Annotated in this window: 25 protein-coding genes and 3 pseudogenes; 9 read left to right on the top strand and 19 right to left on the bottom strand. The window is 69.7% G+C overall.

Translation table 11 applies throughout. The features are described 5' to 3' along the window. Nucleotides 1–138 precede the first annotated feature (138 nt). Nucleotides 139–414: pseudogene (locus ACFYMM_RS27085) on the top strand (gamma-glutamyl-gamma-aminobutyrate hydrolase family protein); the annotation flags it as partial. A gap of 10 nt (nucleotides 415–424) precedes the next feature. On the opposite strand, the gene ACFYMM_RS27080 reads toward ACFYMM_RS27085, so the two are convergent. Together ACFYMM_RS27080 and ACFYMM_RS27075 are read right to left on the bottom strand one after the other, a co-directional pair. Next, nucleotides 425–1,003 carry a MarR family winged helix-turn-helix transcriptional regulator gene (locus ACFYMM_RS27080; protein WP_388390866.1) on the bottom strand — a complete coding sequence of 193 codons (579 nt, stop codon included), beginning with the start codon at nucleotides 1,001–1,003 and terminating at the stop codon, nucleotides 425–427. Nucleotides 1,004–1,336: 333 nt separating this feature from the next. Further along, nucleotides 1,337–1,702 (bottom strand): hypothetical protein, encoded by a 366-nt coding sequence (locus ACFYMM_RS27075; RefSeq protein WP_388390865.1) that lies wholly within the window; start codon nucleotides 1,700–1,702, stop codon nucleotides 1,337–1,339. Between the two features lie 167 nt (nucleotides 1,703–1,869). Here ACFYMM_RS27075 and ACFYMM_RS27070 point away from each other — a divergent pair, with 167 nt between their 5' ends. Beyond that, nucleotides 1,870–2,079, top strand: coding sequence for a hypothetical protein (locus ACFYMM_RS27070; RefSeq protein WP_388390864.1), 210 nt, complete (start codon nucleotides 1,870–1,872; stop codon nucleotides 2,077–2,079). Here ACFYMM_RS27070 and cpt read toward each other — a convergent pair. The 3 genes from cpt to ACFYMM_RS27055 form a co-directional block, all read right to left on the bottom strand. Next, on the bottom strand, nucleotides 2,036–2,629 hold the full coding sequence (cpt, locus tag ACFYMM_RS27065) for a chloramphenicol phosphotransferase CPT (RefSeq protein ID WP_388391007.1): 594 nt from the start codon (nucleotides 2,627–2,629) through the stop codon (nucleotides 2,036–2,038). The genes ACFYMM_RS27070 and cpt overlap by 44 nt on opposite strands. A gap of 118 nt (nucleotides 2,630–2,747) precedes the next feature. Continuing rightward, entirely contained in the window at nucleotides 2,748–3,173 is a 426-nt protein-coding gene (locus tag ACFYMM_RS27060; RefSeq protein WP_388390863.1) for a DUF4267 domain-containing protein, read from the bottom strand. A 96-nt stretch (nucleotides 3,174–3,269) separates the two neighbouring features. Beyond that, nucleotides 3,270–3,716 (bottom strand): anthrone oxygenase family protein, encoded by a 447-nt coding sequence (locus tag ACFYMM_RS27055; protein WP_388390862.1) that lies wholly within the window; start codon nucleotides 3,714–3,716, stop codon nucleotides 3,270–3,272. A gap of 89 nt (nucleotides 3,717–3,805) precedes the next feature. Here ACFYMM_RS27055 and ACFYMM_RS27050 point away from each other — a divergent pair, with 89 nt between their 5' ends. Further along, nucleotides 3,806–4,387 (top strand): TetR/AcrR family transcriptional regulator, encoded by a 582-nt coding sequence (locus ACFYMM_RS27050; protein ID WP_388390861.1) that lies wholly within the window; start codon nucleotides 3,806–3,808, stop codon nucleotides 4,385–4,387. A gap of 184 nt (nucleotides 4,388–4,571) precedes the next feature. Here the strand turns inward: ACFYMM_RS27050 and ACFYMM_RS27045 are convergent, their stop codons facing one another. Beyond that, nucleotides 4,572–5,990 carry a non-reducing end alpha-L-arabinofuranosidase family hydrolase gene (locus ACFYMM_RS27045; RefSeq protein ID WP_388390860.1) on the bottom strand — a complete coding sequence of 473 codons (1,419 nt, stop codon included), beginning with the start codon at nucleotides 5,988–5,990 and terminating at the stop codon, nucleotides 4,572–4,574. A 115-nt stretch (nucleotides 5,991–6,105) separates the two neighbouring features. Between ACFYMM_RS27045 and ACFYMM_RS27040 the strand changes: the two genes are divergently transcribed. Then, nucleotides 6,106–6,567, top strand: coding sequence for a transposase (locus ACFYMM_RS27040; protein ID WP_388391005.1), 462 nt, complete (start codon nucleotides 6,106–6,108; stop codon nucleotides 6,565–6,567). Then, complete coding sequence (locus tag ACFYMM_RS27035; protein ID WP_388390859.1) at nucleotides 6,551–7,234, top strand: HdeD family acid-resistance protein; 684 nt, start codon at nucleotides 6,551–6,553, stop codon at nucleotides 7,232–7,234. The genes ACFYMM_RS27040 and ACFYMM_RS27035 overlap by 17 nt, the downstream gene beginning before the upstream one ends. Nucleotides 7,235–7,323: 89 nt before the next feature. Here ACFYMM_RS27035 and ACFYMM_RS27030 read toward each other — a convergent pair whose 3' ends face one another. From ACFYMM_RS27030 to ACFYMM_RS27000, 7 genes are all read right to left on the bottom strand, one after another. Then, nucleotides 7,324–8,076, bottom strand: coding sequence for an SDR family NAD(P)-dependent oxidoreductase (locus ACFYMM_RS27030; RefSeq protein WP_388390858.1), 753 nt, complete (start codon nucleotides 8,074–8,076; stop codon nucleotides 7,324–7,326). Continuing rightward, nucleotides 8,073–9,044, bottom strand: a complete 972-nt coding sequence (locus ACFYMM_RS27025; protein ID WP_388390857.1) for a fumarylacetoacetate hydrolase family protein — start codon at nucleotides 9,042–9,044, stop codon at nucleotides 8,073–8,075. Before ACFYMM_RS27025 ends, ACFYMM_RS27030 begins: the two co-directional genes overlap by 4 nt. A 22-nt stretch (nucleotides 9,045–9,066) precedes the next feature. Beyond that, nucleotides 9,067–10,005, bottom strand: a complete 939-nt coding sequence (locus ACFYMM_RS27020; protein WP_388390855.1) for a VOC family protein — start codon at nucleotides 10,003–10,005, stop codon at nucleotides 9,067–9,069. 10 nt (nucleotides 10,006–10,015) lie between these two features. Beyond that, a complete protein-coding gene (locus ACFYMM_RS27015) occupies nucleotides 10,016–11,023 on the bottom strand; it encodes an amidohydrolase family protein (protein WP_388390854.1) in 1,008 nt (335 codons plus the stop codon). Then, complete coding sequence (locus ACFYMM_RS27010) at nucleotides 11,020–12,156, bottom strand: FAD-dependent oxidoreductase (protein WP_388390852.1); 1,137 nt, start codon at nucleotides 12,154–12,156, stop codon at nucleotides 11,020–11,022. The genes ACFYMM_RS27015 and ACFYMM_RS27010 overlap by 4 nt, the downstream gene beginning before the upstream one ends. Before the next feature lie 144 nt (nucleotides 12,157–12,300). Beyond that, nucleotides 12,301–13,257 carry a cyclase family protein gene (locus ACFYMM_RS27005; protein ID WP_388390850.1) on the bottom strand — a complete coding sequence of 319 codons (957 nt, stop codon included), beginning with the start codon at nucleotides 13,255–13,257 and terminating at the stop codon, nucleotides 12,301–12,303. Further along, a complete protein-coding gene (locus ACFYMM_RS27000; RefSeq protein WP_388390848.1) occupies nucleotides 13,254–14,237 on the bottom strand; it encodes a fumarylacetoacetate hydrolase family protein in 984 nt (327 codons plus the stop codon). Before ACFYMM_RS27000 ends, ACFYMM_RS27005 begins: the two co-directional genes overlap by 4 nt. 120 nt (nucleotides 14,238–14,357) lie before the next feature. Between ACFYMM_RS27000 and ACFYMM_RS26995 the strand changes: the two genes are divergently transcribed. Next, the gene (locus ACFYMM_RS26995) at nucleotides 14,358–15,323 is read left to right on the top strand and encodes a LysR family transcriptional regulator (protein ID WP_388390846.1); all 966 of its coding nucleotides are present in this window, start codon (nucleotides 14,358–14,360) and stop codon (nucleotides 15,321–15,323) included. 57 nt (nucleotides 15,324–15,380) lie between these two features. Here ACFYMM_RS26995 and ACFYMM_RS26990 read toward each other — a convergent pair whose 3' ends face one another. From ACFYMM_RS26990 to ACFYMM_RS26970, 5 genes and pseudogenes are all read right to left on the bottom strand, one after another. Next, nucleotides 15,381–16,640: an MFS transporter gene (locus tag ACFYMM_RS26990; RefSeq protein ID WP_388390844.1), complete on the bottom strand. Its 1,260-nt coding sequence runs from the start codon at nucleotides 16,638–16,640 to the stop codon at nucleotides 15,381–15,383. 258 nt (nucleotides 16,641–16,898) lie between these two features. After that, entirely contained in the window at nucleotides 16,899–17,687 is a 789-nt protein-coding gene (locus ACFYMM_RS26985) for a GvpL/GvpF family gas vesicle protein (protein WP_388390842.1), read from the bottom strand. Nucleotides 17,688–17,690: 3 nt separating this feature from the next. Continuing rightward, entirely contained in the window at nucleotides 17,691–18,086 is a 396-nt protein-coding gene (locus tag ACFYMM_RS26980) for a gas vesicle structural protein GvpA (protein WP_388390840.1), read from the bottom strand. A 480-nt stretch (nucleotides 18,087–18,566) separates the two neighbouring features. After that, nucleotides 18,567–19,340 (bottom strand): WD40 repeat domain-containing protein, encoded by a 774-nt coding sequence (locus tag ACFYMM_RS26975; RefSeq protein ID WP_388391003.1) that lies wholly within the window; start codon nucleotides 19,338–19,340, stop codon nucleotides 18,567–18,569. A gap of 57 nt (nucleotides 19,341–19,397) precedes the next feature. Then, a pseudogene (locus ACFYMM_RS26970) lies at nucleotides 19,398–19,490 on the bottom strand (hypothetical protein); the annotation flags it as partial. Nucleotides 19,491–20,236: 746 nt separating this feature from the next. Here ACFYMM_RS26970 and ACFYMM_RS26965 point away from each other — a divergent pair. The 3 genes from ACFYMM_RS26965 (at nucleotide 20,237) to ACFYMM_RS26955 (ending at nucleotide 21,616) form a co-directional block, all read left to right on the top strand. Further along, entirely contained in the window at nucleotides 20,237–20,494 is a 258-nt protein-coding gene (locus ACFYMM_RS26965; protein WP_388390838.1) for a hypothetical protein, read from the top strand. 74 nt (nucleotides 20,495–20,568) lie between these two features. Further along, nucleotides 20,569–21,114 carry a hypothetical protein gene (locus tag ACFYMM_RS26960; RefSeq protein ID WP_388390836.1) on the top strand — a complete coding sequence of 182 codons (546 nt, stop codon included), beginning with the start codon at nucleotides 20,569–20,571 and terminating at the stop codon, nucleotides 21,112–21,114. Then, nucleotides 21,026–21,616 carry a MarR family winged helix-turn-helix transcriptional regulator gene (locus tag ACFYMM_RS26955; RefSeq protein ID WP_388390834.1) on the top strand — a complete coding sequence of 197 codons (591 nt, stop codon included), beginning with the start codon at nucleotides 21,026–21,028 and terminating at the stop codon, nucleotides 21,614–21,616. Before ACFYMM_RS26960 ends, ACFYMM_RS26955 begins: the two co-directional genes overlap by 89 nt. Here ACFYMM_RS26955 and ACFYMM_RS26950 read toward each other — a convergent pair. Beyond that, nucleotides 21,510–21,842, bottom strand: a pseudogene (locus tag ACFYMM_RS26950) (TetR/AcrR family transcriptional regulator); the annotation flags it as partial. The gene ACFYMM_RS26955 and the pseudogene ACFYMM_RS26950 overlap by 107 nt on opposite strands. Nucleotides 21,843–22,088 lie beyond the last annotated feature (246 nt).

Below are 22,088 nucleotides of genomic sequence, written 5' to 3'. Positions count from 1 at the left end.
CCGCCGGGCGCCACCGGCTCACCGCGGCCCGGCCGGCGGTGAGCCGTAGGCCGGGCGCCCGACACCTGACCCGAACCTCACACGACGCCCCTGCTGATCTCCCTGGAGCATGACGACATGGCCAGTGTCCGTGGCTACTTGGCGATCGAGCGCGGCACGCTGCTGGCGCAGGCGGCCGGCGTGGAGGAGGTGAAGGCATCCTGCTACCACCATCAGCGGACGGACCGCCCCGGAACAGGCCTCGTGATCACCGCGCGCGCCGCCGACGGCACGGTGGAAGGACTGGAACTCCCCGGCGCGCGTGGCTGGTTCACCGCCGTCCAATGGCATCCCGAGGACACCGCCCACGTCGCCCCCGCCCAACAGGGACTCTTCGACGCCCTCGTCCGTGCGGCCGCCGGGACCGGTGGCTGACGGTAGAGGTTCAGGCCTGGGGCCGGCGGCTCCGGCCACTGCGTCGAGGCGCGGGTTCCGCGCCGTCGAGCAGCTCGCGGCGGCGTTCCTCGCCGTTCTCCTCGATCTGGAGCACCACACGGCGGAGTGACTCCGCGAGGCTTCGGCACTCGGCGTCGCTGAGCCGTTCCGTGACGAAGGCCTCCTCCGCGTTGAACTCCGGGAACACCCGCCGCATGAACTCCTCGCCCTTGTCGGTGAGGCTGACCAGCACGCGCCGTCCGTCGTCGGGGTGGTCGGTGCGGCGCAGGAGTCCCCGGCTTTCGAGGGTGCGTGCCACGCCGGTGAGCGTGCCCTTGGAGATCCCCGCCTCCTCGGCTACGTACCGGGTCTCCGACTCGCCCCACACCCACACCACCCACAGGACCACGAAAGCCGTCCACGTCAGGTCCGAGCCGCGCAGCACCGAGTTCTCCAGATGCTGTCGCACGGCGGACGCGGCCCTGTGGATGTTGGCCACGGCCGCCATCTGGTCGTGACGGATCGCGACGCCGCCGAGCTTGGCCGAGGCGAGCTGCTCCGCTTCGGTGATGGATCGATGTCCGGGCACGGTCCCTCCTGCGTTCTCTCGTCGGTCCGGGTGTTACCTCCTGGACCGACGAGTCGTTCGGGATCAGATTGTACGAGGGAACGTCGCGGGGATGGCCTGGGACGGCTTCACGCTGCTCGGGAACGGGCTCCAGGGCCGCCCCGGGTGGGCCAGGGCGTGAACGGGTCCTGGTTGCCCGGCAGGGCGTGGTCGCGGGGGTTGCCCATGACACCGGCCGCCCCGGCCACCGGTCACCGTCCAGTTCTCACTGAGCACCAGTTGCATGCGGGGAGCGGTCGTCATGGTCCGTACATTCTCCGTTCGGGATGCGGACATCTCTGGACGGCTCGGGCCTCAGAGCATCCAGGAGTACTCGTTGAACTCCCAGTCGGTGACGGCCTGCGCGAAGCGAGCGAGTTCCATGCGCTTCAGTTCGGTGAACACCCGCACGAAGCGGTCACCCAGTGCCTCGCCGAGCGCCTTGTCCTGTTCGAGGGCCGTCAGCGCCTCACCGAACGAGGTCGGCAGCGGGGCTCCCTCGTCTCCTCGGTCGCCGCGGATGGGCGGCGGGGGTACGAGACCGCGTTCCACGCCGTGCAGGTCGCTCCAGAGCACGCGGACCAGGTCGATCCCGCGGTCGGAGAGCTCGGCGGCGAGGCGGGTGATCCGTTCGGCGGAACAGGGAGGTGTGTGGTCGGACACCGGGGGCCTCCGGTTCATCCAGAAATCGTTTGGGACCAACCAATAGGCTGGGCTGATGCACCACGCAACCATGGGGGAGTCCCGGACTCTTCTGTGAGGCGCGGGCCCTCCGGTGGCTCGGCGGAGCGGACCGGACTCCGCGCGTGCGCCGGGTGCGCTCCGGAGCGGCGCTCACGAAGGCCGCTGTGGCTGTGTGTGCGGCGGAGACGCGGTGTGCTCCGGCTCTGGCCGCCGACCGCGAGCAGGGCTTCCAGGGCCAGCCCTACCCGGTCCACCGGGCCGAGGAGATCGCCGCGGCCGTCTGCTGCCTGGTCTCCGACCTGGCCCGCGGAGTCAACGGCACCGCCCGCTTCATGGACTTCGGAGCCCTGGCACGCTCCGCCCTCCCGGCCTGACGAACTCGCCATCCGGCTCCACCGCCACATGGGCGGCGATGGTTCGCGCGCACTCCATCGCCTCCGCATGTGTGGTGTCCACCTCCAGGTCATAGGTCACGCCCTGGTGGACCACTTCCGCCTGGGAGGCGGCCATCCCGATGGTCCGGTCGCCCCGTGCGACCTCACGGCCCGCGGCCACCGCGGCGTCACACCTGACGCCGACCCACAGCACCCGCAGTTCCCCCAACGCTTTCTGCCACCGCTGCTGTGAGTACGCCCCGCCGAGAAAGACCTCATCCACGATGACCCGGGCGCCGGCACGGGCCATCGCGGCGACCCCTGCGATCCAGGCCGCTTCCAGCGTCCGGAACTCAGGGCCGACGATCACCTCTCCGTCCGGGGCGAAATCGATTCCGCCGTCCGACACCTGCATGGACGCGGGCATCGCCTCGATCAGCGTGTCCGTCCCGAGGGCCAGCCAGGGATCCGGCAGGACCGCCTGCAGACACCGGACGATCCCGGACTTCCCCGAACTCGAGCCGCCGTTGACAACGATCACCTGAGTCATCACCGCGCAACAGTAGGGGCGCCAGGGCAACGCGCGAAACGCATTTCCCCCGATCCTGCACCGTCTGCCGCAACCGACCCACCGTCCGTCGATCGTTCACCTGCATGCGCCATGAGGTTCAGGCGGGCTGCGGGGAGGTTGTCGCCGGGGCGGTCGCGACGTTGCGGGTTTCGCGCATCATCAGCAGGCCGTTGACCACCATCAGTGTCGCGGTCAGGCAGTGGACGCCGAGCGCGGTGGCCACGGAGCCGTGGTGGGCCAGCACGGTGGCCATGTCGCCGTACGCGGCGAAAGCCTCCACCAGCAGCGCCCAGCCCAGCGCCCGGCGGTGGCCCGTCACCAGCAGGATGCCCAGGACCAGGGCCAGGACGACGTCGCGGATTCCCTTGACGATCAGGAAGCCGCCACCGTCGCCGGACGGCCAGCTGGGCAGGCCGAAGCCCGGCGCCGTCGTCTCCGGACTGAGGATGAACTCCGTCCCGAACCAGAGGATGAAGAGGATGAAGGCGGTGGCCAGGACGGTGTTGATGCTCTTCAGCGACATTCTTCTTCTCCTTGCGAGTCTTCGTCGGCTCGGTGGGCTTCGTGGAACTTGCGGCCGAGCGGTGCGGCTTGCGACCAGGCAGGGTGAGCCCTCGGCTCAGACGAGGGCGGCTTCCAGCAGGGTGAAGGCGGCGATGATGATGGCGACGCGGACGTAGTGGAAGCGGTCCCAGCGGTTCATCTGCTCCTTCCAGTCGGCGGGCCGGTTGTCCGGGGTCCACGTCTTGTTCCGGTTGTTGATCGGGACGAGCAGCAGCAGCGACATGATCACGCTGAGGATCAGCAGCGCACCGGCGGTGACGACGAGACCGGCGCCGTGGTGGTGCCATCCGGCGACGGCCCAGACGCCGACGAGGACGAGTGAGCCGATGTACCAGAAGGGCATCACGGCGCCGAGCATCCGGCCCCCGTGGGCGCGGCCGAGTTGGCCACTGTCCTCGGGGAGGGCGTTGAGGATCGGGTTGATGACGAAGGCGACGGAGAACTCCACCCCCACCATGACGCCGACGACGACGGTGGTGACGACCTCGAGTGTGCTGAGCATGATGATCCTCCGCGATCTAGCGTCGCTAGCTGATGAGGCAACGCTAGTACTGCTGCCGCTTGTTTGTCTAGCGGTGCTAGGATCGACTCATGTCAGTACAGGAACGCAAGCGGCGCGAACGGGCGGAGCGCGAGCGACTCATCGTGGCGACGGCCCGCGAGCTCGCCGAGCAGCAGGGCTGGGACGCGGTCACCACCCGCCGGCTCGCCGAGCGCATCGAGTACAGCCAGCCCGTCCTCTACAGCCACTTCCGCGGCAAGCGCGAGATCATCGGCGCCGTGGCCCTGGAGGGCGCCGCCGAGCTGGCGGCGGCGGTGCGGGCCGCGGCCGCCCTCGCGAACGGCCCGCGCGAGCGGGTCGCCGCCCTCGCGCGTGCCTACCTCGACTTCGCCGAGCGCAACCCGGCGGTCTACGACGCCTTGTTCCAGCTCGACGGCGGCCTGGCGTACGCACAGGAGGACACCCCGGAACCGCTGAAGGACGCCTTCGCCGCGCTGCTGGAGAGTCTGGGCGAGGTCGCCGGGGACGGCGTGGACCCGGGACTGTTCACCGAGGTGTTCTGGGCGTCCCTGCACGGCCTGGCGACCCTGACCCGGGCCGGACGGCTGCCGCCGGAGTACATCGAGCCGAGGGTGGAGCTGCTGGTGGACCGGCTCGCCGTGACGCCGTGATCTGACACCCCGTCCCTTCGGGCACGCAGCCCGGCCATTCACGAAAGAGAGGAGCCCAGCCGGCGGGCGGCTGGGCTCCTCAAGACGGTGGGTGTCGGTCAGCAGGTGAAGCTGCCCACGCCGCAGACCGGTCGTCTATCCGTCGGCGTACCGCACCGCATGGCGACCACCGTGGTCACGCTGGTCAGTGCTGGAGGGTGAGCACGCCCGGCCGCCAGGGCAACTGGTCGTAGGGGGTGCCCGGGGGAGCGGCCGAGGGGGACATGCCTTGGTAGAGGAACTGCAGGTTGCAGGGGTCGATGGTCATGGTCTGGTCGGGGTTGTTGCGGACCAGGTCGCCGTGGCTGATGTCGTTGGTCCAGGTGGCACCGCTGTTGGCCTTGCCCGCGAAGGGGTTGCTCTCCGTGGCGGCCTGCGGGGTCCACGAACCGCTCAGGCTGGAGGCGGTGAACGAGCGGAAGTAGCGCTGCTCGTTCGCCCCCCGTGCCTCGACGATCATCAGGTACTGGTTCTGGCCCTGGACCTTGTAGACCTGCGGCGCCTCGAACAGGTTCTTCGTCGAGTCGCTCATGACCGTCGTGTACGACGAGCCGAAGTTGCCCGGGAAGTTCCCGATCGGCATGCTCGCCCGGTAGATGCTGCCGTTGTCGCCGGCGAAGAACAGGTACATGTTCTGGCCGTCGGCGATCAAGGTCTGGTCGATCGGGGCGTTGGTGGGAATGCTGCCGGTGAACAGCGGCTGCGGGGAGGACCAGCCGTTGGGGTTGGTGGGGTCACTGGACGTTCGGTAGAAGAAGGGCCACTGGCCCCACTGGGACGCCAGTACCCAGATGTTCTTGGGCGCGAAGTAGAACAGCGTGGGCGCCACCGTGCCCAGGTTCATGCCGGTCTGGGGTGCCGAGGCCATGTCAGACCAGTTCGTGAAGGGGGCGAACGCCATCGAGCCGTAGGACGACCCCGACACGTTCGAGGCGTAGACCAGGTGCTTGCCGTTGTACACCACGTTGGTGAAGTCCTTCAGCGAGACCCACCCGTTCGCCGGCTTCGCCAATGCGCCCGTCGAGGTCCACCGGTACGTCGACGGTAGAGAGCACGTGCTGCCCCCTCCGGACAGGCCGCTCCACTTCTGGTTGTCGGCGCCGTTGCACGACCAGAGCTGTACGGCCGTGCCGTTGGCCGTAGCGCCACCCGAAACGTCCAGGCACAGCCCGGACTCCACGCCGACGATCGTGCCGTCGGCATTGACCCGCCACTGCTGGTTCGCGCCGCCGTTACAGGCCCAGATCTCCACCTTGGTCCCGGCCGTGGTGGCGTGGCCCGGGACGTCCAGGCATTTGTTGCCGGTGGTCAGCTGGCCGCTGTCCGTCAGCGTCCACTGCTGGTTGGCCCCGCCCGTGCAGTCCCAGATCTGCAGGAACGTTCCGTCGGTCTGGCTGGCGTTCGGCACATCGAGACACCGGCCGGAACCACCGCCGCGTAAGGCGCCGCTGGTGGCCGCCTGGGCCGGGCCGGCGACGAGCATCGCCGCCAAGGCGGCCAGGACCGCAACCGCGGCGGTGAGTACCACAGGCAGGTGCCTGCGGCTGAAACTTAAACTGTGCATGGAGACCTCGTCATCCTTGAGTAAGCGGCTTCCGGTACCGTGCGTTCGCAATACCGAACAAGGGTCGAAGTGTCGAGCAACTGGATAATAAGGAACTGGTAAACGGCGTCAATACCTGTCGCATGATTCGTCAGTCGAAAAGATTCGCAGGCTGAAAGCGTGCACACGGGTCGGCGCTGTGGCGCTGGCCCCTTCGCGGGGCCGGACCATCTCACGCATCGCCCCGGAACTCGGCGTCAGCCACGAGATCTTGCGGCAGTGGAGCAAGAGCGCGGAGATGGAACGCGACCTCCTGCGCCGGGCGGCCGAGGATTTCCGTCGGGCCTCGGGCGGCCGTCGGTGGAGTACCGACGGCGGGTGTCGCAGCGGGCCGGCAAGGCACATACCGGCCAAGTACCGATCTTCGACCACCTGCCCAAGGGCGGCTCGGACCGGATGGCGTAACCTCCGATTCTGCTTGGCCGCCGCTATTCCTCGCCGGGCACGACGGGCCCGAATGGGCGACGATGATAGTGCTCTGACTTTGGCTGCGTTGTGCCATGAAGGAGGAGGTGGACGGCATGACATTCCCCTCTGAAACCCCCGGAAACAGCCCATCGGCCGAGCCCCGGCCACAGAACACCCCGTCCGGGACCGAGGCCCTGAGTGCCCTGGCGAACTTCGGCTGGCAGGCCCTGTTCACCGTCGGTCTCGCATCGATAGCTCTCGGCGTCGTCGTCCTGGCCTGGCCGGGTGAGACGCTAAGGGTGGTCGGCGTACTCTTCGGCATCTTCCTGCTGGTCAGCGGCGTCTTCCAGCTGGCTGCGGCGTTCGGCACGCACGTCCCCGGACACCTGAGAGCCCTGCACTTCATCGCGGGCGCACTGTGCGTACTTCTCGGGCTCGTCTGCTTCCGGGGCACCCTGGAATCGATCCTGCTGCTCGCGCTCTGGATCGGCTTCGGCTGGCTGCTGCGCGGCATCATGATGACGGCTGCCGCGGGGTCGTCCCCGGACATGCCGGCGCGGGGCTGGCAGCTGTTCCTGGGCGTCATCACCCTGCTGGCAGGCATCGTGCTGATCGTCGCCCCGTTCGGCTCGATCGCCACCCTCACTCTCGTGACGGGGATCATGGCGATCGTGCTGGGTGTGGTCGAGGTGGTCCACGCCATCCAGCTGCGCGTCGAAGCCGGTCGTCTGACCCGGGGCACCGCCACCAGGCAGCGGCGGTCCCTCTTCCACGCGCATCCTCACCCGCAGCACTGACTGCCCACCTGCGGAAGACCAGGTTTCCGCGGCGATCACCACGCCAGGCCCATAGGAGGGCGAATGCAGGAAGCGGTGGTCGCCGCTGCTCAGGCGTCTGTGCGCAGGGCGTCCGAGATCGCCTTGGCACCACCGTGCGCGGTGAAGCCGCCGTCGACCGGGATCTCCGCTCCGGTGATGAAGGACGCGTCGTCGGAGAGCAGGAACACCACGAGCGGGGTGATGTCGTCCACCGTGCCGGTGCGGCCGAGGGGTGTCTCGCGGAGGTTCACCTCACGGAAGGCGGGTGCTGCCGAAGCGGTCATGTCGGTCTCGATGAAACCGGGGTGGACGGTGTTCACACGGATGCCGCGGTGCCCCAGTTCCATGGCGGCCGTCTTCGTCAGGCCGCGCAGCGCCCACTTGCTGGCCGTGTACGCGACGGGGTAGTGGGCGGTCAGCGCCGCCGAGGATCCGATGTTGACGATCGATGCCCCGGGGCGCATCAACGGCAGCAGGTGCTGGATGCCCAGCAGCGGACCGGTGACGTTGACCGCGTGGACGCGGGCCATGTCCTCGGGGCGTACGTCGTCGACGCGGGCACGCCAGGTGACGCCTGCGTTGTTGACCAGGCCATGCACCTGGCCGTGTGCCTCGCGTATCTCGGCGGCGAGCTCCGCCCAGTCGCTCTCGCTGGTGACGTCGAGGCGGCGGCAACCCGGTGCCCGCGCCACGTCGGTGGCGATCACCCGGGCGCCCTCGCGGGTCAGCGCCTCGACCTCCGCGGCGCCCTGGCCGCGGGCCCCACCGGTCACCACGACGACCTTGCCGAGGAGCCGCCCGGGATGGATGTCCCTGGTCACGGCCGCTCCCGGGTACGGCGCCGGGCGACCGTGACAGGCACGGGACCAGTACCGGCCACCACCGTGTTGGAAATGGTGCCAATGCCCTCGACGGTGAGCGTGACCGTGTCGCCAGGCTTGAGCGGCGCCGGATCCTGTAGACCTCGTACGCCCCACAGCTCGGCGAGGCAACCGCCGTTGCCGCAGGTCCCGGAACCGAGAACGTCGCCGGGGCGCACCCAGGTGCCGCGCGAGGCGTAGGCGGCCATCTCCTCGAAGGTCCAGCTCATGTTGGACAGCAGGTCCTCGCCGACCACCTTGCCGTTGACCTCGGCGGTCAGGGCGAGGCGCAGGAAGCCGTCCGCGTCGCGGTGCGGCTCCAACTCGTCGGCGGTCACCAGGTACGGGCCGAGGGTGGTGGCGGTGTCCTTGCCCTTGCACGGCCCGAGGCCCACGCGCATCTCCGCGGACTGGAGGTCGCGGGCCGACCAGTCGTTGAGGACCGTGTAGCCGACGATGTGGTCACGGGCCTGCCCGGGTGTGAGGTCACGGCCCTCCTTCCCGATCACCGCGGCGACCTCCAGCTCGAAGTCGAGTGCACCCGACCCCGGCGGCATCGGGATCTCGTCGTACGGGCCGTGGATCGCGTACGGGTTGGCGAAGTAGAAGGTCGGGGCCGCGTACCACTGTTCGGGCACTCCGGCGGCGCCGTCGACGGACCGCCGTACGCCCTCGACGTGTTCCTCGAAGGTGACGAAGTCCCGCACGGTGGGCGGCTGGAAGGGCGGCAGGAGGCGGACCTCGGAGACATGAGGGCCCGCCGGGACACCGAGAGTCGCCGCGCCCGTGTCGAGGAGGCGGTTCAGGCCGCCGCCCTCGGCGAGGAGGCCGGTGAGGGAGGTGATGGCGGGCAGCGGACAGAGCGTGCCGTCCTCCTTGACGGCGCCCACCCGACGGCGGTTGCGGTACTCGTACGTGGCGAAGCGCATCGGATTCCTGTCGGCGAGGGGATCAGACCGGCGGGGCGACGAACACGCCGCGGTCGACGTCGTTGAACGACTCCTTGGCGACCAGCTCGTTCATCGGGTTCGCGGTGCCCCACTGGTCGGTGACCTCGGGCTGGGAGAAGTCGTAGACGTGCGGGTGCCAGCTGTCCTCGTCCAGCTCCTCCAACTCCGTCGTGTACTCCACCGTGTTGCCGTGCGGGTCGAGGAAGTACGTGAAGGTGTTGTCACCCGCCAGGTGCCGACCCGGGCCCCAGATCTTCGTGAAGCCGGCCCGCATCACGCGGCCGGAGCCGCGCATGTACTCGTCCAGGCCGCGCATCTCGAAGGAGACGTGGTGCAGCGAGGTGTGCGGGCCCTTGGCGATGGCCATGGAGTGGTGCTGGCTGGAGATCCGCATGAAGTGCATCACCTCACCCATGTGCGGCGAACTGAGCGTGTCGGAGAGCCGGAAGCCGAGACGGGTCTCGTACCACTCCCGGGTCCTGTTCAGGTCGGGGGAGTTGAGGACCACGTGCGAGAGGCGGACCGGGATCGACTCCTTCTCCTCGATCCTGCGGTGCCGGCGGGCCTCGACGTCGGCCAGGACCTCGATGGTGCGACCGTCGACGTCGAAGAAGCGGAAGCCGTACCCCCCGCCGGGGGTGTCGGCCTTGCCCGGCTGTGAGACGAACTGGACGTCCCGGGCGAGGAGTTGTTCGGCGAGGGCGTCGACGTCGGCCGGGCTGCCCGCCCCGTACGAGACGAGGTCGAGTCGCTTCTCGTCGGCCTTGCGAAGCCGCACGACGTACTGCTCGGGGCTGCCCTCGGCGGCGAGGAAGGAGATCCCGGAGTCCTCGGCGACCTTGGTCAGGCCCCAGACGCCGGCGTAGAAGTCGAGCTGCTTGTCGTAGTCGGGCACGGCGAGGTCGACGTGCCGCAGATGGGTGATCCAACGATTGCTCACGGGATTCTCCTCAGGCGAGGCCGAGCAGCACGGCGGCGTTTCCACCGCGCACGGCATGAAGGTCGGAGTCGGACAGGTCAGCCGCGCGCAGCGCGGCGAGCGGATCTTCCGTGCCCATGTCGAACGGGAAGTCGGAGCCGAGCAGGACCCGGCCAGGGCCGGCGGCCCGGATCAGCTCCCTCAGTACGTGCGGGTCGTGCACGAGGGAGTCGAAGTACAGGCGCTTCAAGTAACTGCTGGGTTCCTGGGCGCAGCCACGGGCGTCGGGGCGGACTCGCCAGGCGTGGTCGGAGCGGCCGAGGTGGGTGGGGAGATAGCCGCCGCCGTGCGCGGCCATCAGCTTCAGACGCGGATGGCGGTCCAGGACGCCGGAGAAGATCAGGTGGGAGAGGGCGACGGCGTTCTCGGCGGGCTGGCCGACGGTGTTGGAGAGGTACCACTGGTCCAGGCGTTCATCCAGTGTGCAGCCGAACGGGTGCAGGAAGAGGAGGGCACCCGTCTCCTCGGCCCGGCACCAGAGGGGCTCGTAGGCGGGATCCGACAGTTCGCGACCGGGTGCGTGCGACGAGATCTCCACGCCCTTCAGTCCCTGGTCCAGAGCATGGTCGAGCAAGTCGACCGCGAGGCCGGGGTGCTGGAGCGGGACCAGGCCGAGGCCGTGCAGCCGCTCGGGGGCTTTCGCGCAGTGCGCGGCGGTGCCCTCGTTGGCCAGCCTGCACACGCGTTCGGCCGGTCGGGGCTCGGCCCAGTAGTGGTAGTGCGACGGCGAGGGGCTCACCAGTTGCACGTCAACGCCGACCGCGTCCATGGCCGCGAGGCGCACGGCGACGTCGGTCAGACGGGGAACGCGCGCGCCGACCATGGGCCCGTTCACGGCAAGGGCAGCCGGGCCGCCGCGGCGGGCGTCGAGAGCGCGGGCCGCGGCGAGACCGGGGAGACCGGCAACGGCCTCGTCGACCTCCGGGAGCAGGACGTGGGCGTGGACGTCGATCGTCGGTGTCGAAGCGGGCGCGGTCACGGGCGTTCCTTCAGCGCTGTCATGGTGCGGCCGATCAGCCCGGGCACGTCCGCGTCGCGTACCCCGTCGAGCATCCACTGGCCGAGTTGGACGGAGGCGTCGACGACCATGCGCACACGAGGCAGCCGTCTGGAACGGAAGTCGGTGAGGAGCTGGTCGTCCCAGTCGCCGCGTGTGGTGAGCAGTTCGGTCAGGACGGAGGCGTCCTCCAGGGACATCGCGGCGCCCTGGGCGAGGGTGGGCGGGCAGCAGTGGGCGGCGTCACCGATCAGCACGACCCGCCCGCGGTGCCAGGGGCCCTCGACCAGGTGGCGGTCGAACCAGGTGTAGTTGACCGCGGCCGGGTCGTCGATGTGCTTCACGATCTCGGGCCAGAAACCGCCGTAGCCCTGCGCGAGCCCGCGCATCTCGTCCGCGTACGACTCCGTCGGGATCGAGGCGCGGTCGCGGCATCCCTCGACGACGTAGGCGTAGATGGTGTCCTCGCTGGTGGGGCAGTAGCCCGCGATGTACGCCGGGCCGCCGTACGTGAGGTCGGTGCGCTCCATGCCGTCGGGACGGGGAGCGGCGATGCGCCAGATGGCCATGCCGGTGGGCTCCGGCCGGTCCGGGATGCCGATCGCGGCGCGGGTCGCCGAGTTGAGGCCGTCGGCAGCGATCACCAGGTCGTAGCGGCCCTCGGTGCCGTCGCTGAAGCGCACGGACACGCCGTCGACGTCCTGAGCCAGGCTCTCGGCGGTGGTGCCCAGGCGCAACGCGGCACCCGAGGCGCGCACCGCGTCGATGAGGATCCGCTGGAGTCGTGGGCGCTGCATCCCGAGCGTGGCCGGCAGGTCGGGGCCACCGGTCCGGATGTCCTCGGCGACGAACAGGACGGTGCCGTCCGGGGCGGTCACGCCCAGCGAACCGAAGGCGAACCCGGAGGCCTTCACCTTCTCCCAGACCCCCAGCTCGCGCAGGATTCTGAGGGCGTTGCCCTGGAGGGTGATACCGGACCCGGCAGCCACGTTCCAGTCCGGTTTGGCCTCGACCAGGTCCACGGCGACACCTGCGCGGCGCAGCAGGATGGTCGCGGCGTTGCCGGCGGTGCCCCCGCCGATGACGAGGACGGAACGGCTGAGAGAGTCAGTCATGGAGGGATACCTCCCGGTCGGGCCGCACGGCTTCGGGCGGCGGGGGTGCGACTCGCCCGGTGGGGAACGCGGGCCGGGTGCGGTGCGATGGGGCCGGATGCGCCGGTGCTGTCCGTGGAGGGGCGCATCCGGCGGCCGGGGGTGTCACTTGACGGCGATCGGGTTGACAGGGGAGCCGACCGCGCCGGTGATGGGCAGCGGGGCGGCGGTGAGCCAGAACTCGTACACACCGTCTGCGGCGCAGTCCGTGGCGAGCGTCTCCGGGTCCCACATCTCACCGATCAGCAGCCCCATGTTCGGGATGACGACCTGGTGCAGCGGCTGGAAGGCGTGCTCGAACTCGTTCGGCCGTACCTCGAAGCCCCAGGTGTCGGTGGCGATCGCGGCGATCTCCGTGCCGTGCAGCCAGCCGGCGGTGGTGAAGGACAGTCCCGGCGCGGGCCCGCCGGCGTAGTCTCCCCAGCCGTCGCGTCGGGCTCGGGAGAGCTGCCCGGTCCGGACGAGGACGATGTCGCCGCGTCCCACGGACACCCCGTGTGCCTCGGCGGTCCGCATGAGGTGCTCCTCGGTGACGGCGAAGCCGTCGGGCAGTTCGCCGTCCGCGCCGATCACCCGGCCCACGTCGAGCAGCACGCCACGCCCCGCGACGTACGGCGCCATGTGCTCGATGCCGGTGACGAGGTCACCGTCGGAGGTGACCACCTTGTCGGCCCGGCGGCCGTTCCAGGCGAACCCGTGGTCGAAGATGTGTCCGAGCCCGTCCCACTGGGTGGAGCACTGGAGCGGCATCGCGATCACGTCGTCGGCGCCGCCGATGCCGTGGGGAAAGCCCTGGTTGCCGAGCGCCGCGTCGGTACCGGTGTCCAGCATCGTGTGCACCGGGTTGGTGCGCCGGCGCCAGCCCTTCTGCGGGCCGTTCATGTCGAACCGCTGGGACAGGGAGAAGCTGACCCCGCGCCGTACGAGGGCCGCGCCCTCGCGACGCTTGGCCTCGTCGAGGAAGTTGAGCGTGCCGAGCACGTCGTCGTCCCCCCAACGACCCCAGTTGGAGTACGACTTGGCCGCCTCGGCGATCGCCCCCTCGGGGGCGTTCCGGTTCACGAGGCGCCCTCCGCCACACAGCGCGTGCGCTGGACGCCGAGCCCGGTGATGGATCCCTCCATGACGTCGCCGTCCCGCAGCAGCCGTCCCCAGTGGATGCCGTTTCCGGCCGGGCTTCCGGTCAACACGAGGTCACCGGGCAGGAGTCGTGCGGTCTGGGAGATGTACGACACCAGGCGGGCGATTCCGAAGAGCATGTCCTTGGTCGACTCGTCCTGCATGGTCTCACCGTTGAGTGTGAGGGTGACCCGCAGATCGCCCGGGTCCGCGATGGACTCCGCCGGTACGAGCCACGGGCCGAGCGGGGTGAAACCGGGCGCGTTCTTGCAGCGCAACCAGTCGGTGCCGATGGCCTTCATGTCCCGCCGGAAGACGGTGGCCCGGTCGGTGAGGTCGTTGGCGATCGTGTACCCGGCGACGTACTCCAGCGCTTCCTCGACCGACACCCGATGTGCGGCCCTGCCCATCACCGCCGCCAACTCCAGCTCCCAGTCCGGCTGCTGTGCCCAGGCGGGGAGCACGACGTCGTCGTACGGACCGGCGACCGTGCTCGGCAGGCCGATGAACACGTACGGCAGGTCCTCGGCCGCCCGCCGGTCCATGACCGCCGCGATCTCCGCCCGCGCCTCCTCGACCGTGCGCGGGTCGTCGGGGGAGCGGTGGGCGACCTCCAGATCGATCACGTGCTGCCGGTAGTTGGCACCGGACTGGAAGATCTGACGGGGCTCGACCGGGGCGTGCACCCGCAGTCCCTCCAACGGTTGCCAGGGTGTGGCATCTCCGGTCGCGAGGGCCCGCAGGACAGGAAGGGCCTGCTCCCATCGGTCCAGCACCGCACGTATGTCGGCCGGCGCCCACTCCAGGGTTCTGCTCAGGTCGAGCACCCCGCCCGCGGTCACGAGACCCGGGAACGCGGCCCCGCCCTCGGCGGACAATGTGCCGAGCGCGAACGGGCCGACAGGTTGCGTGAGCGTTGCCATCAGATGTCCTCCTGCTGGGTTGCGGTCTACTCTGACCCTGTTCGGTGGATCGCGGAAATCAATCCTGCGGATGCACCAGATCCATGACGTGGATGCCTCTTACCTGCGAGGTGGTGCCCGGTGAACCTGTCCCGACTCGATCTCAATCTGGTCGTCGCCCTGCGTGCGCTGCTGGAGGAGCGCAACGTCACCCGGGCCGGCGAACGCATCGGGCTGAGCCAGCCGGCCATGAGCGCGGCCCTGTCCCGGCTGCGCCGCCATTTCGACGACGAATTGCTGGCACGGACCGGCAACACCTACGAGCTGACGCCCCTCGGCACCGCGCTGCGCGACCGCAGCGCGACCGCATGCGATCTGCTGGAACGGGTCTTCGCCAGCCAGGCCGACTTCGACCCGGCCGCCGAGAACCGGCACTTCACCCTCCTGGCCACCGACTACGGCACGGCCGTCTTCGGCGCCGCCCTCGCCCGTGCCCTGCACGAGGAAGCCCCGGGCATCGGGCTCACCTTCCAGCACCCGACGCCTTCCGTCGTGGAGAACACCGCCAACGTGCTGAGCACCGTCGACGGACTGCTGATGCCGCACGGGGTCATCGACGGCTTCCCCTCCGTCGACCTGCACCAGGACCGCTGGCTGTGCCTCGTTGCCGACGACAACCCCGAGGTCGGTGACGAACTCACCCTCGAGCAGTTGGCGCGTCTCCCCTGGGCCGTCTACCAGCGCCCCTACGACGCGCCGGCCGCCCGCCAGCTCAGCATGCTGGGCATCAGCCCTCGGGTGGAGGTCTCCGTGCAGACCTTCCAGCTGCTGCCCCACATGGTCGAGGGCACCCGCCGGGTGGCGATGATCCAGGAGCGCCTGGCCCGCAGAGCGGTCCGCTCCGCAGGAGTCCGTGCCCTGCCCTGTCCGTTCGAGGCGGTGCCCGTGCAGCAGGCGCTGTGGTGGCACCCGGTGCACGCCCAGGACGCTGCGCACATCTGGCTCCGGCACAAAGCCGCGGAAGTAGGCGCCACGCTCACTGGTCCGGTGCCCCAAGGTGCCGGGCCGACGGCACACGACTCGGCGTCGGTGCCAGCCCGACCCTGACCGGGCCGGCACCTGCGAAGTCGTCGGCGGCGTCCGGTGCCGTCGGCCGGCATGCCCTCAGGCCGGCTGTTCCGGCAGCGACCGAGGGTTCATTGAGTTGGCGCGCCGGCGGGCCCCCCACAGCCCCGCCGCGACAAGGAAGGCGGCCAGCCCCAGCACGCCCACGGCCCCGGCCAGCGAGCCGACCGCCGACTCCACGGCCAACAGCACCAGGGGGCAGACGAACTCGCCGCCGAAGAACGCCGCCGTCCAGAGCCCCGTTCCCCGTCCGCGGTCCTCGAACTCCAGACGGGCCATGGCGCTGGTCAGGAGCGCGGGCAGCAGCATGCCCGTGCCCACACAGTTGATCACTGCTCCCACGACCAGCAGCGCGGTGCCGTTCGCCAGGAACATCACCGCGAAGCCGACCGCGCAGACCAGGAGAACGGCGGGCAGCATCGGATCCGGGGAACGCTTCAGCCGGGCGAAGGTGACCGCTCCCCCCACGGTGGCGGCGCTCGCCACCGCGGTCGCCAGGCCGATCACGCCGGGGTTTGTCACACCGAGGCCGTCGAGCAGGTACGACATCTCCACCGGGACCGTGTAGAACACCATCGCACCGAAGAAGGTGAGCGCGCAGATGCCTGCCAACTGCCGCCAGGGGGAGGAACGGCGGGGCCTCGACGAGCTGTCGTCGACGGTCTCGCGGGCCACCGGGCCGGGCAGAGTGGCGGCCATGACCGGAGCGAGCACCAGGGCTACGGCGTAGATCCAGAACGGCACTCGCCAACCTGCGGCACCGACGGCTCCGCCGACCACGAAGAAGGCGGTGGCCGAGGCGGAGGCGCACATGGTCTGCAGGGCCAGGTACTTCACGCGCCGCTGACCCGTGTAGTAGTCGCCGATCAGGGTGGTGCAGCAGGTCATGATCGCGGCTTCGGTGACACCGACCAGGGCACGACTGACGATGATGACACCCAGCGAGTCGGCGTAGAGCGGGGCCGTGCCGAACACCGCGTACAGGACGGTCGCCACGATCAGCAGGCGCTTGCGGCCCAACCGGTCCACGATCACTCCGGCGAACGGAGCCAACAGCGCCAGCGACAGGGCCGGAACGGTCAGTGCGAGGGGTACCAGCGCCTTGGCGCCCGGCGTCGAGGCGAAGTGGTGCTGCATCTTCGGCAGTACGGGCGCGAGCAGCACTGCCCCGAGGATGGGCAGACAGCTGCCCGCCATCAAGAGAGTCACCCTGAGCAGGTGAGCCGGACCCGACACGGTGACGGGCGGCGGGCCGGTCTGCTCGGCCTTGGCCGAAGTCAGGGGCACGGAAGCGGGCATGGGGTCTCCAGGGGCAGCTGCGGAAGCGCGCATGCCGTCACACGAGCCGACGGCGCACGGCATGCTGAGCGCTGAGAGAGGGCAGCACGCCGGCGACGGATCCGGGAAGCGGCGTGCGGGTAGGCACGACTATGCGGTGTCCGGATACGCGCCGCCATCCTCCGCACGATCCGAATCCCGGATCGGCGTCATTCACGGCGTGAATGAGCTGGAGACGGCCATGAGTGGGCCCGCCGTTCCCTGGTTCGGCAACGCGCCTTACGCGTTCGGCTGGGCTGCCGTGGCTCCGAACGCTTGCGCGGTGTCGCCTTCGGGGTGCCGGGACGAGGGGGTGTCGACGAAGCTGTAGGGCGGCAGCGGACCGTTGACCCGCAGCTCGAGATGCGGATGCTCCCGGCGGACTTCGTCGACCGCCGCCAGGAATCGCTCCGCTGAACCGCGGTCCACCAGGAAGGAGAGGTTGGCCAGCCAGCCGGTGCCCTGCGGCCCGGCGCTGACTTCCTTGGCCATCGGCGTCAGCGCATGCTGAAGCGACTCCGCGTCGGTCGCCTCGCGTGCCTGGACCGCGGCGGCGATCAGCTCCCCGAGCTGGATCTTCTGCTCCTGTGTACCGCCACCGGCCTCGCGGTTCGCTTCCGCCAGGGACCGGAGGTCGTCGTTGTCCGCCATGATCAGGCGGAGCACGGCCTCTTCGTCGTGGTTGGCCTTGATGTTGTACTCCGCTGTGCCGTCCAGAGCTCGTAGCCGCTCGAGGAGGTTTTCCGCCCGCTCGGCGAGCACGGTGGTCACCGTGTCGTCGTCCGCGGAGACGCTGGCGAACCGCATGGGCAGTACCACGCCTCCCGCTCCGGCTTCGTCCAGTACACGCTGGTGGACGAGCAGGTCACGGCGCTTGGGCCGCAGCTGATCGGGGGCGGCACTGACGATGGCGGCCAGCTCGCCCTGGCGCAGCACGCGTACCGGCCGCGGGGGGTCTCCGATGCCGTCCAGATCCTCGGGGAGGGGCGGGTGCGAGGCTCGGACGATCCCGTAGACGTAGGCGCTCATCTGTCATTCCCCTCTTCTGCGTGCCCGGTCGCCCTGACGCTCCCGGCCCTCGTCCCGTGCCTGCTGGAAGGCATCGGAGATCGTCTCCGCCGCCCCGGACAGGGCCCCCTTGGTCTTGCCGCGGGCGCCGGACTCGGTGAGCTGCCCCGTGAGCTCGGTGAGCCCGGCCGGTTTGCGCGGCCCCGCTTCCAGGTCGAGGCGGTTGCACGCCTCGGCGAAGCGAAGGTAGGTGTCGACGCTGGCGACCACGATCCGTATGTCGATCTTGAGTATCTCGATACCGACAAGGGAGACCCGGATGAACGCGTCGATCACCAGCCCACGGTCGAGAATGAGTTCCAGAACGTCGTAGAGGCCGCTGGAACCGCCCCCACCACTCTGCTGCGTCGCCACCGTCATCGCGGCCAGCCCCTTGTCATCTGGTTCTGCGTGGTCCCCTCGACGCTGTCCCTCGCTGCGTCGCAGGCTTCCTGGTACGGGTAGCCCCCACTTCCTGAGGTCAAACACGTGTACGAGTCAGACGGGGGGTCGGGCATACCGAGCGGCAGCGGCTCCCGCCGACCGCTCGGCGGGAGCCGGACCCCGGCGTGGATCCCGGCAGGCGGAAGGGTGAGGAGCTGGGCCACGGAGGTGGGCCACGTCCGAGGCAGGGACATCCTCACCCCCCTGCACACCGACGATCACCGGCGGCCGCCTGGGATCGGCCGGGATGGCGGGCTCTGCCTCACCGGAGCCGACCCCCGAACCCGGGCAGCGTCCCGCTCGAGCCGGAAAGATCGCCGTACCAGTTGACTCAGCCCAACCGCCGCCTGGCGGCGTGTCTCGGCACCAGCCAGTGTCGGAATCGTGCACCTGGCCAAGGTGCGCAGTGCCTGCGCTTCAGGTCCTGGTTTGGCGCAGTGTCCAGGCGTCGTTGACCCGCAGCGCCCACCGGTGCACCACTCTGTCGCCCGCGCTCGCCAGGAGGCTGCCGTCGGAGGAGAACGCGATCGCGCGCAGTGACCCGTCGCAGCCGGTGGGGAGCTTACCGGCCGACCGTCCGGAGACGGGGTCCCACAGCCGTACCATTCCGTCGTCGCCCGCGCTCGCCAGGAGGCCGCCGTCCGGGGAGAACGCGATCGCGCGCAAGGGTTCGTCGCTGCCGGTGAGGAGTTCACGAACTGGCTGACGGCTCGCCATGTTCCACAGACGTACCACCCCGTCATCACCCGCCGCGGCCAGCAGAGCGCCGTCGGGTGGTGAGAAACTCACCGTGCGGACGGCGGCTCCGAGGGGGGTGTCGAGTGGCTTGTCCTCCGGCTGACAGCTTGCCACGTTCCACAGTCGGGGGCCGCCCTCCGCGCTGCCGGTGGCGAGGTGAGCACCGTCGGGCGAGAACGCCGCCGCGTACACCGTGTCGTGGCCACTGGTGAGTTCACCGGCCAGCTGGCCTGTGGCAGGATTCCACAGCCGCACCATCAGGTCAGCGCCTGCGACGGCGAAGCGGGTGCCGTCGTGGGAAAAGGCGACCGCGTGCACGGCACCGATCTGGCCGAAGGGCGGGTGTTCGACGGGTTCGCGGTCTGCCACCTTCCAGAGTCGGACGACGCCGTCGGCGATGCCGGCGGCCAGGAGCGCGCCGTCCGGCGAGAACTGCACTGTGTGGACGTCCACATCGTGTCCGGTGTGGAACTCACCAGCCGGTTCGCAGGTGACGGGATCCCACAACCGCACGACTCCGTCCGTGCTGCCGGCGGCCATCAGGGCGTCGCCCGGAGAGAGACCCAGGCACAAGAGGGATCCGCATTCGGACGGGAAGGGCATGAGTTGTACGGGTTTTCCGGCAGCGAGATGTGCCCGAAGGGCACGCCCGCCCAGCGACGGCGGGCAGGACGCCCCGGGCGGAACCGGATGGGTACCAATCGCCCTCTGCGGCCTTGGGACCTGCTCCGGCAGGTCGGAGCGGGTGATCACCGCAGCCGGAATCGGATTGGCTCGGGACATGGCCTTCGTGTCGTCGGCTGCAGGCGGGCGGCGGGTAGCGGCACGCGCGTCCTCCAAGGCGTCCCACCAGTCCTTCCAGACCCGCAGTTGGGGATCACGGCGCTCGGGCGGATTCACCTCTTCGCCGTCGTCGTAGGAGAGCAGGGCACGTACCAGCCACAGCAGGCGGTCCAGGGAAGCCGGCCCGTCGTCCCGCGAACACCTCGCTCATCGAGGACTTGGACCATGCCGATTGCTCGCCGCACATCTTCTTCCCGCGTGCGCAGATCTGGTCGTACGACGGAGCGCGACGCTCCTGCTTCAGGTCTCTGAGTTCCTGTCCCAGCTTCCGAAGCGCTCCCTCGTAACCGCCCCGCGAACCCGCACCGTTACCGCTGCCTGCCACGCCGCCCCCAGGTGTCCCTCTGGGCAGCAGGTCAGGCCCAAGGGTCCGGAAAGGAACCGAACACGACGGAACGGCCCAGAACAACGACCGGCATGTTCCGTGGCGAGTGATCCTGGTCGACCTAGACCTCACCTTGTTCGATTGATGCAGCGCAGCACATGTTTCGGGCGAAGGTGCCGGCATGACGCAGATGACACCGCCGCCGGCTCAACCCGGCCCGGGCGGCCCCGAAGCAGACCCGCAGTTCCTCCCCCTGCACACCACCGTGGTCCTCCTCGTCGCCTTCGCCATCGGTACAGTGGCAGGCGTCCTCACCGCGCTGAGCGGCGTTCCCACAGCGGGCGCCGTCCTGGCAGGGCTCAGTGCGGCCGGAACCACAGTGCCGAAGCTGCGCTCACTGATCGGCCACCCCCGCGGACAGGATCGACGGGACCACTGATGGAACCCAGCTCAACCCGCGGGTACAGACGGCACCGAACGGCCTCGGCATACCTACGAGTAGGAGCACGGACCGTGAGCAGCGACGCAGACCGAGAAGGCCTCGGGCGCGATCCGAGCACGTGGACACTCAAGCAGCTGGCGACGTTCATCCAGAATGCCCGTGGTCAGCAGCTTGAGACAGCACGCGTCGCGGCGCAGGGACATGCCTACGACTCCGCCCACCCGCGAGAAGGCCGCCGCCAGTGGGCGAAGCTGTCGTTGCTCGCCAACCGGCTCATGCTCGCCGACGGTGAGGGGGACCTGACGCGGACGCGGGTGACCCATCAGGACTTCATGCTCCGGATGTGGGTGATCGACAGGCTCGGTCCGGACGACACGGACCCCGACTGGAGCCCCGATGCGCTGGCGGCCGACACGCTTGACGCACTGACGATCACACCCGCCCAGGCTGCCGCGCTCGCCGACGGGTGGCGCGACCTGGCCATCGAGCAGATCCGCCGGCTTCGGTGGCACAAGAACCTGACGGCCCATGTGGAGACCCTGCTCGGCTACCTGGCACCTGGACGCACCCGTGAGCAACTCTTGGCCTGGACCTCTACCCGCCGATTGCTGCCCTGACCGGGCCGGCCAGGACCAGGGCATCCGCTCGGCCGCCGGCAAGACGATCGACACGCTTGAGCGCCTGGGCTACGTGGAACGGGGCACGGACCCGCGCGACGCACGGCGCAAGATCGTACGACTCACCGATCGAGGTACGGAGTGTCTGGCGTCGGCGCGCATCTTCGACCGCCTCCGGGCCGACTGGGCTCAGGCCTTCGGCCGGTACGTCCGGAAGCGCATCGCCACGGCAACGCGACGAAGATCGACTCGGCGGAGGCGGAAGGCGCTGCCGATCAAAGGGAGCGACCGTCAGGGCCGCCGTCCCGGGAGCGGCGATGCGGGCAGCGCGCCGGCGCGAGTACGACGTCGGGACCGGCGTCGCTCCGAGCCAGTCTCCTCATCGCGACTGACGACTACGAAGCGTCCGTACCGTGATCGACGAGGGACATGTCGGAGGCCAGAGCGCGGGCGGTGTCGGCGAAGAACTGCTCGTCGGCACCAGGGGCGAGGCCGAGGGTGACGCCCTGACCGAGGCCGGCGAACAGTGCCCTGAAGTACGGCCGCGGGTAATCGCCGACGAGGGCGACCACCAGGCCGTTCTTGCTCCCGAACAGTGAGTAGACGGCGCCGGTGGTCAGGCCGGCGCGGTCGGCGATCTCGTCGAGCCTGGCCCGGTATCCGTCCCGGGAGACGACCTGGAGGCGTAACCCTGTTGATCGGCGGTGGCATCGAGGTCGGGTATACGCGCAGCCGGTCGATGCGCACCTATACCCGGCTTGTGGTCGCCTACGACGGCGGCTGTGTGCTGGCAGCACTCGTCGGCGTCCTGATGGCATGGCAGGGCAGCAGTGCCGGGGGGCGAAGTCTGGACCGGTTACCAGACCGCCGCTCCCATCGTGTTCGTCGCGCTCCTGATCAAAGCCGAGCCGTCCCGGACTGCAACGGATTGAGCGCGACAGCCGACCCACCCCCTTCTCGCCTTCGTCAGGCAG

The sequence above is a fragment of the Streptomyces sp. NPDC006739 genome, assembly GCF_042869815.1.
Lineage (GTDB): Bacteria > Actinomycetota > Actinomycetes > Streptomycetales > Streptomycetaceae > Streptomyces.
This window is presented reverse-complemented; position numbering and strand designations above follow the sequence as displayed.

What these genes read in the sequence shown, in the direction of transcription:
- ACFYMM_RS26985 (WP_388390842.1), bottom strand. Translation starts at nt 17,687, where the DNA reads ATGAGCGCCTACGTCTACGGGATCGTCCGAGCCTCGCACCCGCCCCTC.
- ACFYMM_RS27010 (WP_388390852.1), bottom strand. Translation starts at nt 12,156, where the DNA reads ATGACTGACTCTCTCAGCCGTTCCGTCCTCGTCATCGGCGGGGGCACC.
- ACFYMM_RS27000 (WP_388390848.1), bottom strand. Translation starts at nt 14,237, where the DNA reads ATGGCAACGCTCACGCAACCTGTCGGCCCGTTCGCGCTCGGCACATTG.
- ACFYMM_RS27055 (WP_388390862.1), bottom strand. Translation starts at nt 3,716, where the DNA reads ATGCTCAGCACACTCGAGGTCGTCACCACCGTCGTCGTCGGCGTCATG.
- ACFYMM_RS26955 (WP_388390834.1), top strand. Translation starts at nt 21,026, where the DNA reads ATGTGGAGACCCTGCTCGGCTACCTGGCACCTGGACGCACCCGTGAGC.
- ACFYMM_RS27035 (WP_388390859.1), top strand. Translation starts at nt 6,551, where the DNA reads ATGACATTCCCCTCTGAAACCCCCGGAAACAGCCCATCGGCCGAGCCC.
- ACFYMM_RS26965 (WP_388390838.1), top strand. Translation starts at nt 20,237, where the DNA reads ATGACGCAGATGACACCGCCGCCGGCTCAACCCGGCCCGGGCGGCCCC.
- ACFYMM_RS27075 (WP_388390865.1), bottom strand. Translation starts at nt 1,702, where the DNA reads ATGAACCGGAGGCCCCCGGTGTCCGACCACACACCTCCCTGTTCCGCC.
- ACFYMM_RS27025 (WP_388390857.1), bottom strand. Translation starts at nt 9,044, where the DNA reads ATGCGCTTCGCCACGTACGAGTACCGCAACCGCCGTCGGGTGGGCGCC.
- ACFYMM_RS26990 (WP_388390844.1), bottom strand. Translation starts at nt 16,640, where the DNA reads ATGCCCGCTTCCGTGCCCCTGACTTCGGCCAAGGCCGAGCAGACCGGC.
- ACFYMM_RS26980 (WP_388390840.1), bottom strand. Translation starts at nt 18,086, where the DNA reads ATGACGGTGGCGACGCAGCAGAGTGGTGGGGGCGGTTCCAGCGGCCTC.
- cpt (WP_388391007.1), bottom strand. Translation starts at nt 2,629, where the DNA reads ATGACTCAGGTGATCGTTGTCAACGGCGGCTCGAGTTCGGGGAAGTCC.
- ACFYMM_RS27060 (WP_388390863.1), bottom strand. Translation starts at nt 3,173, where the DNA reads ATGTCGCTGAAGAGCATCAACACCGTCCTGGCCACCGCCTTCATCCTC.
- ACFYMM_RS27050 (WP_388390861.1), top strand. Translation starts at nt 3,806, where the DNA reads ATGTCAGTACAGGAACGCAAGCGGCGCGAACGGGCGGAGCGCGAGCGA.
- ACFYMM_RS27045 (WP_388390860.1), bottom strand. Translation starts at nt 5,990, where the DNA reads ATGCACAGTTTAAGTTTCAGCCGCAGGCACCTGCCTGTGGTACTCACC.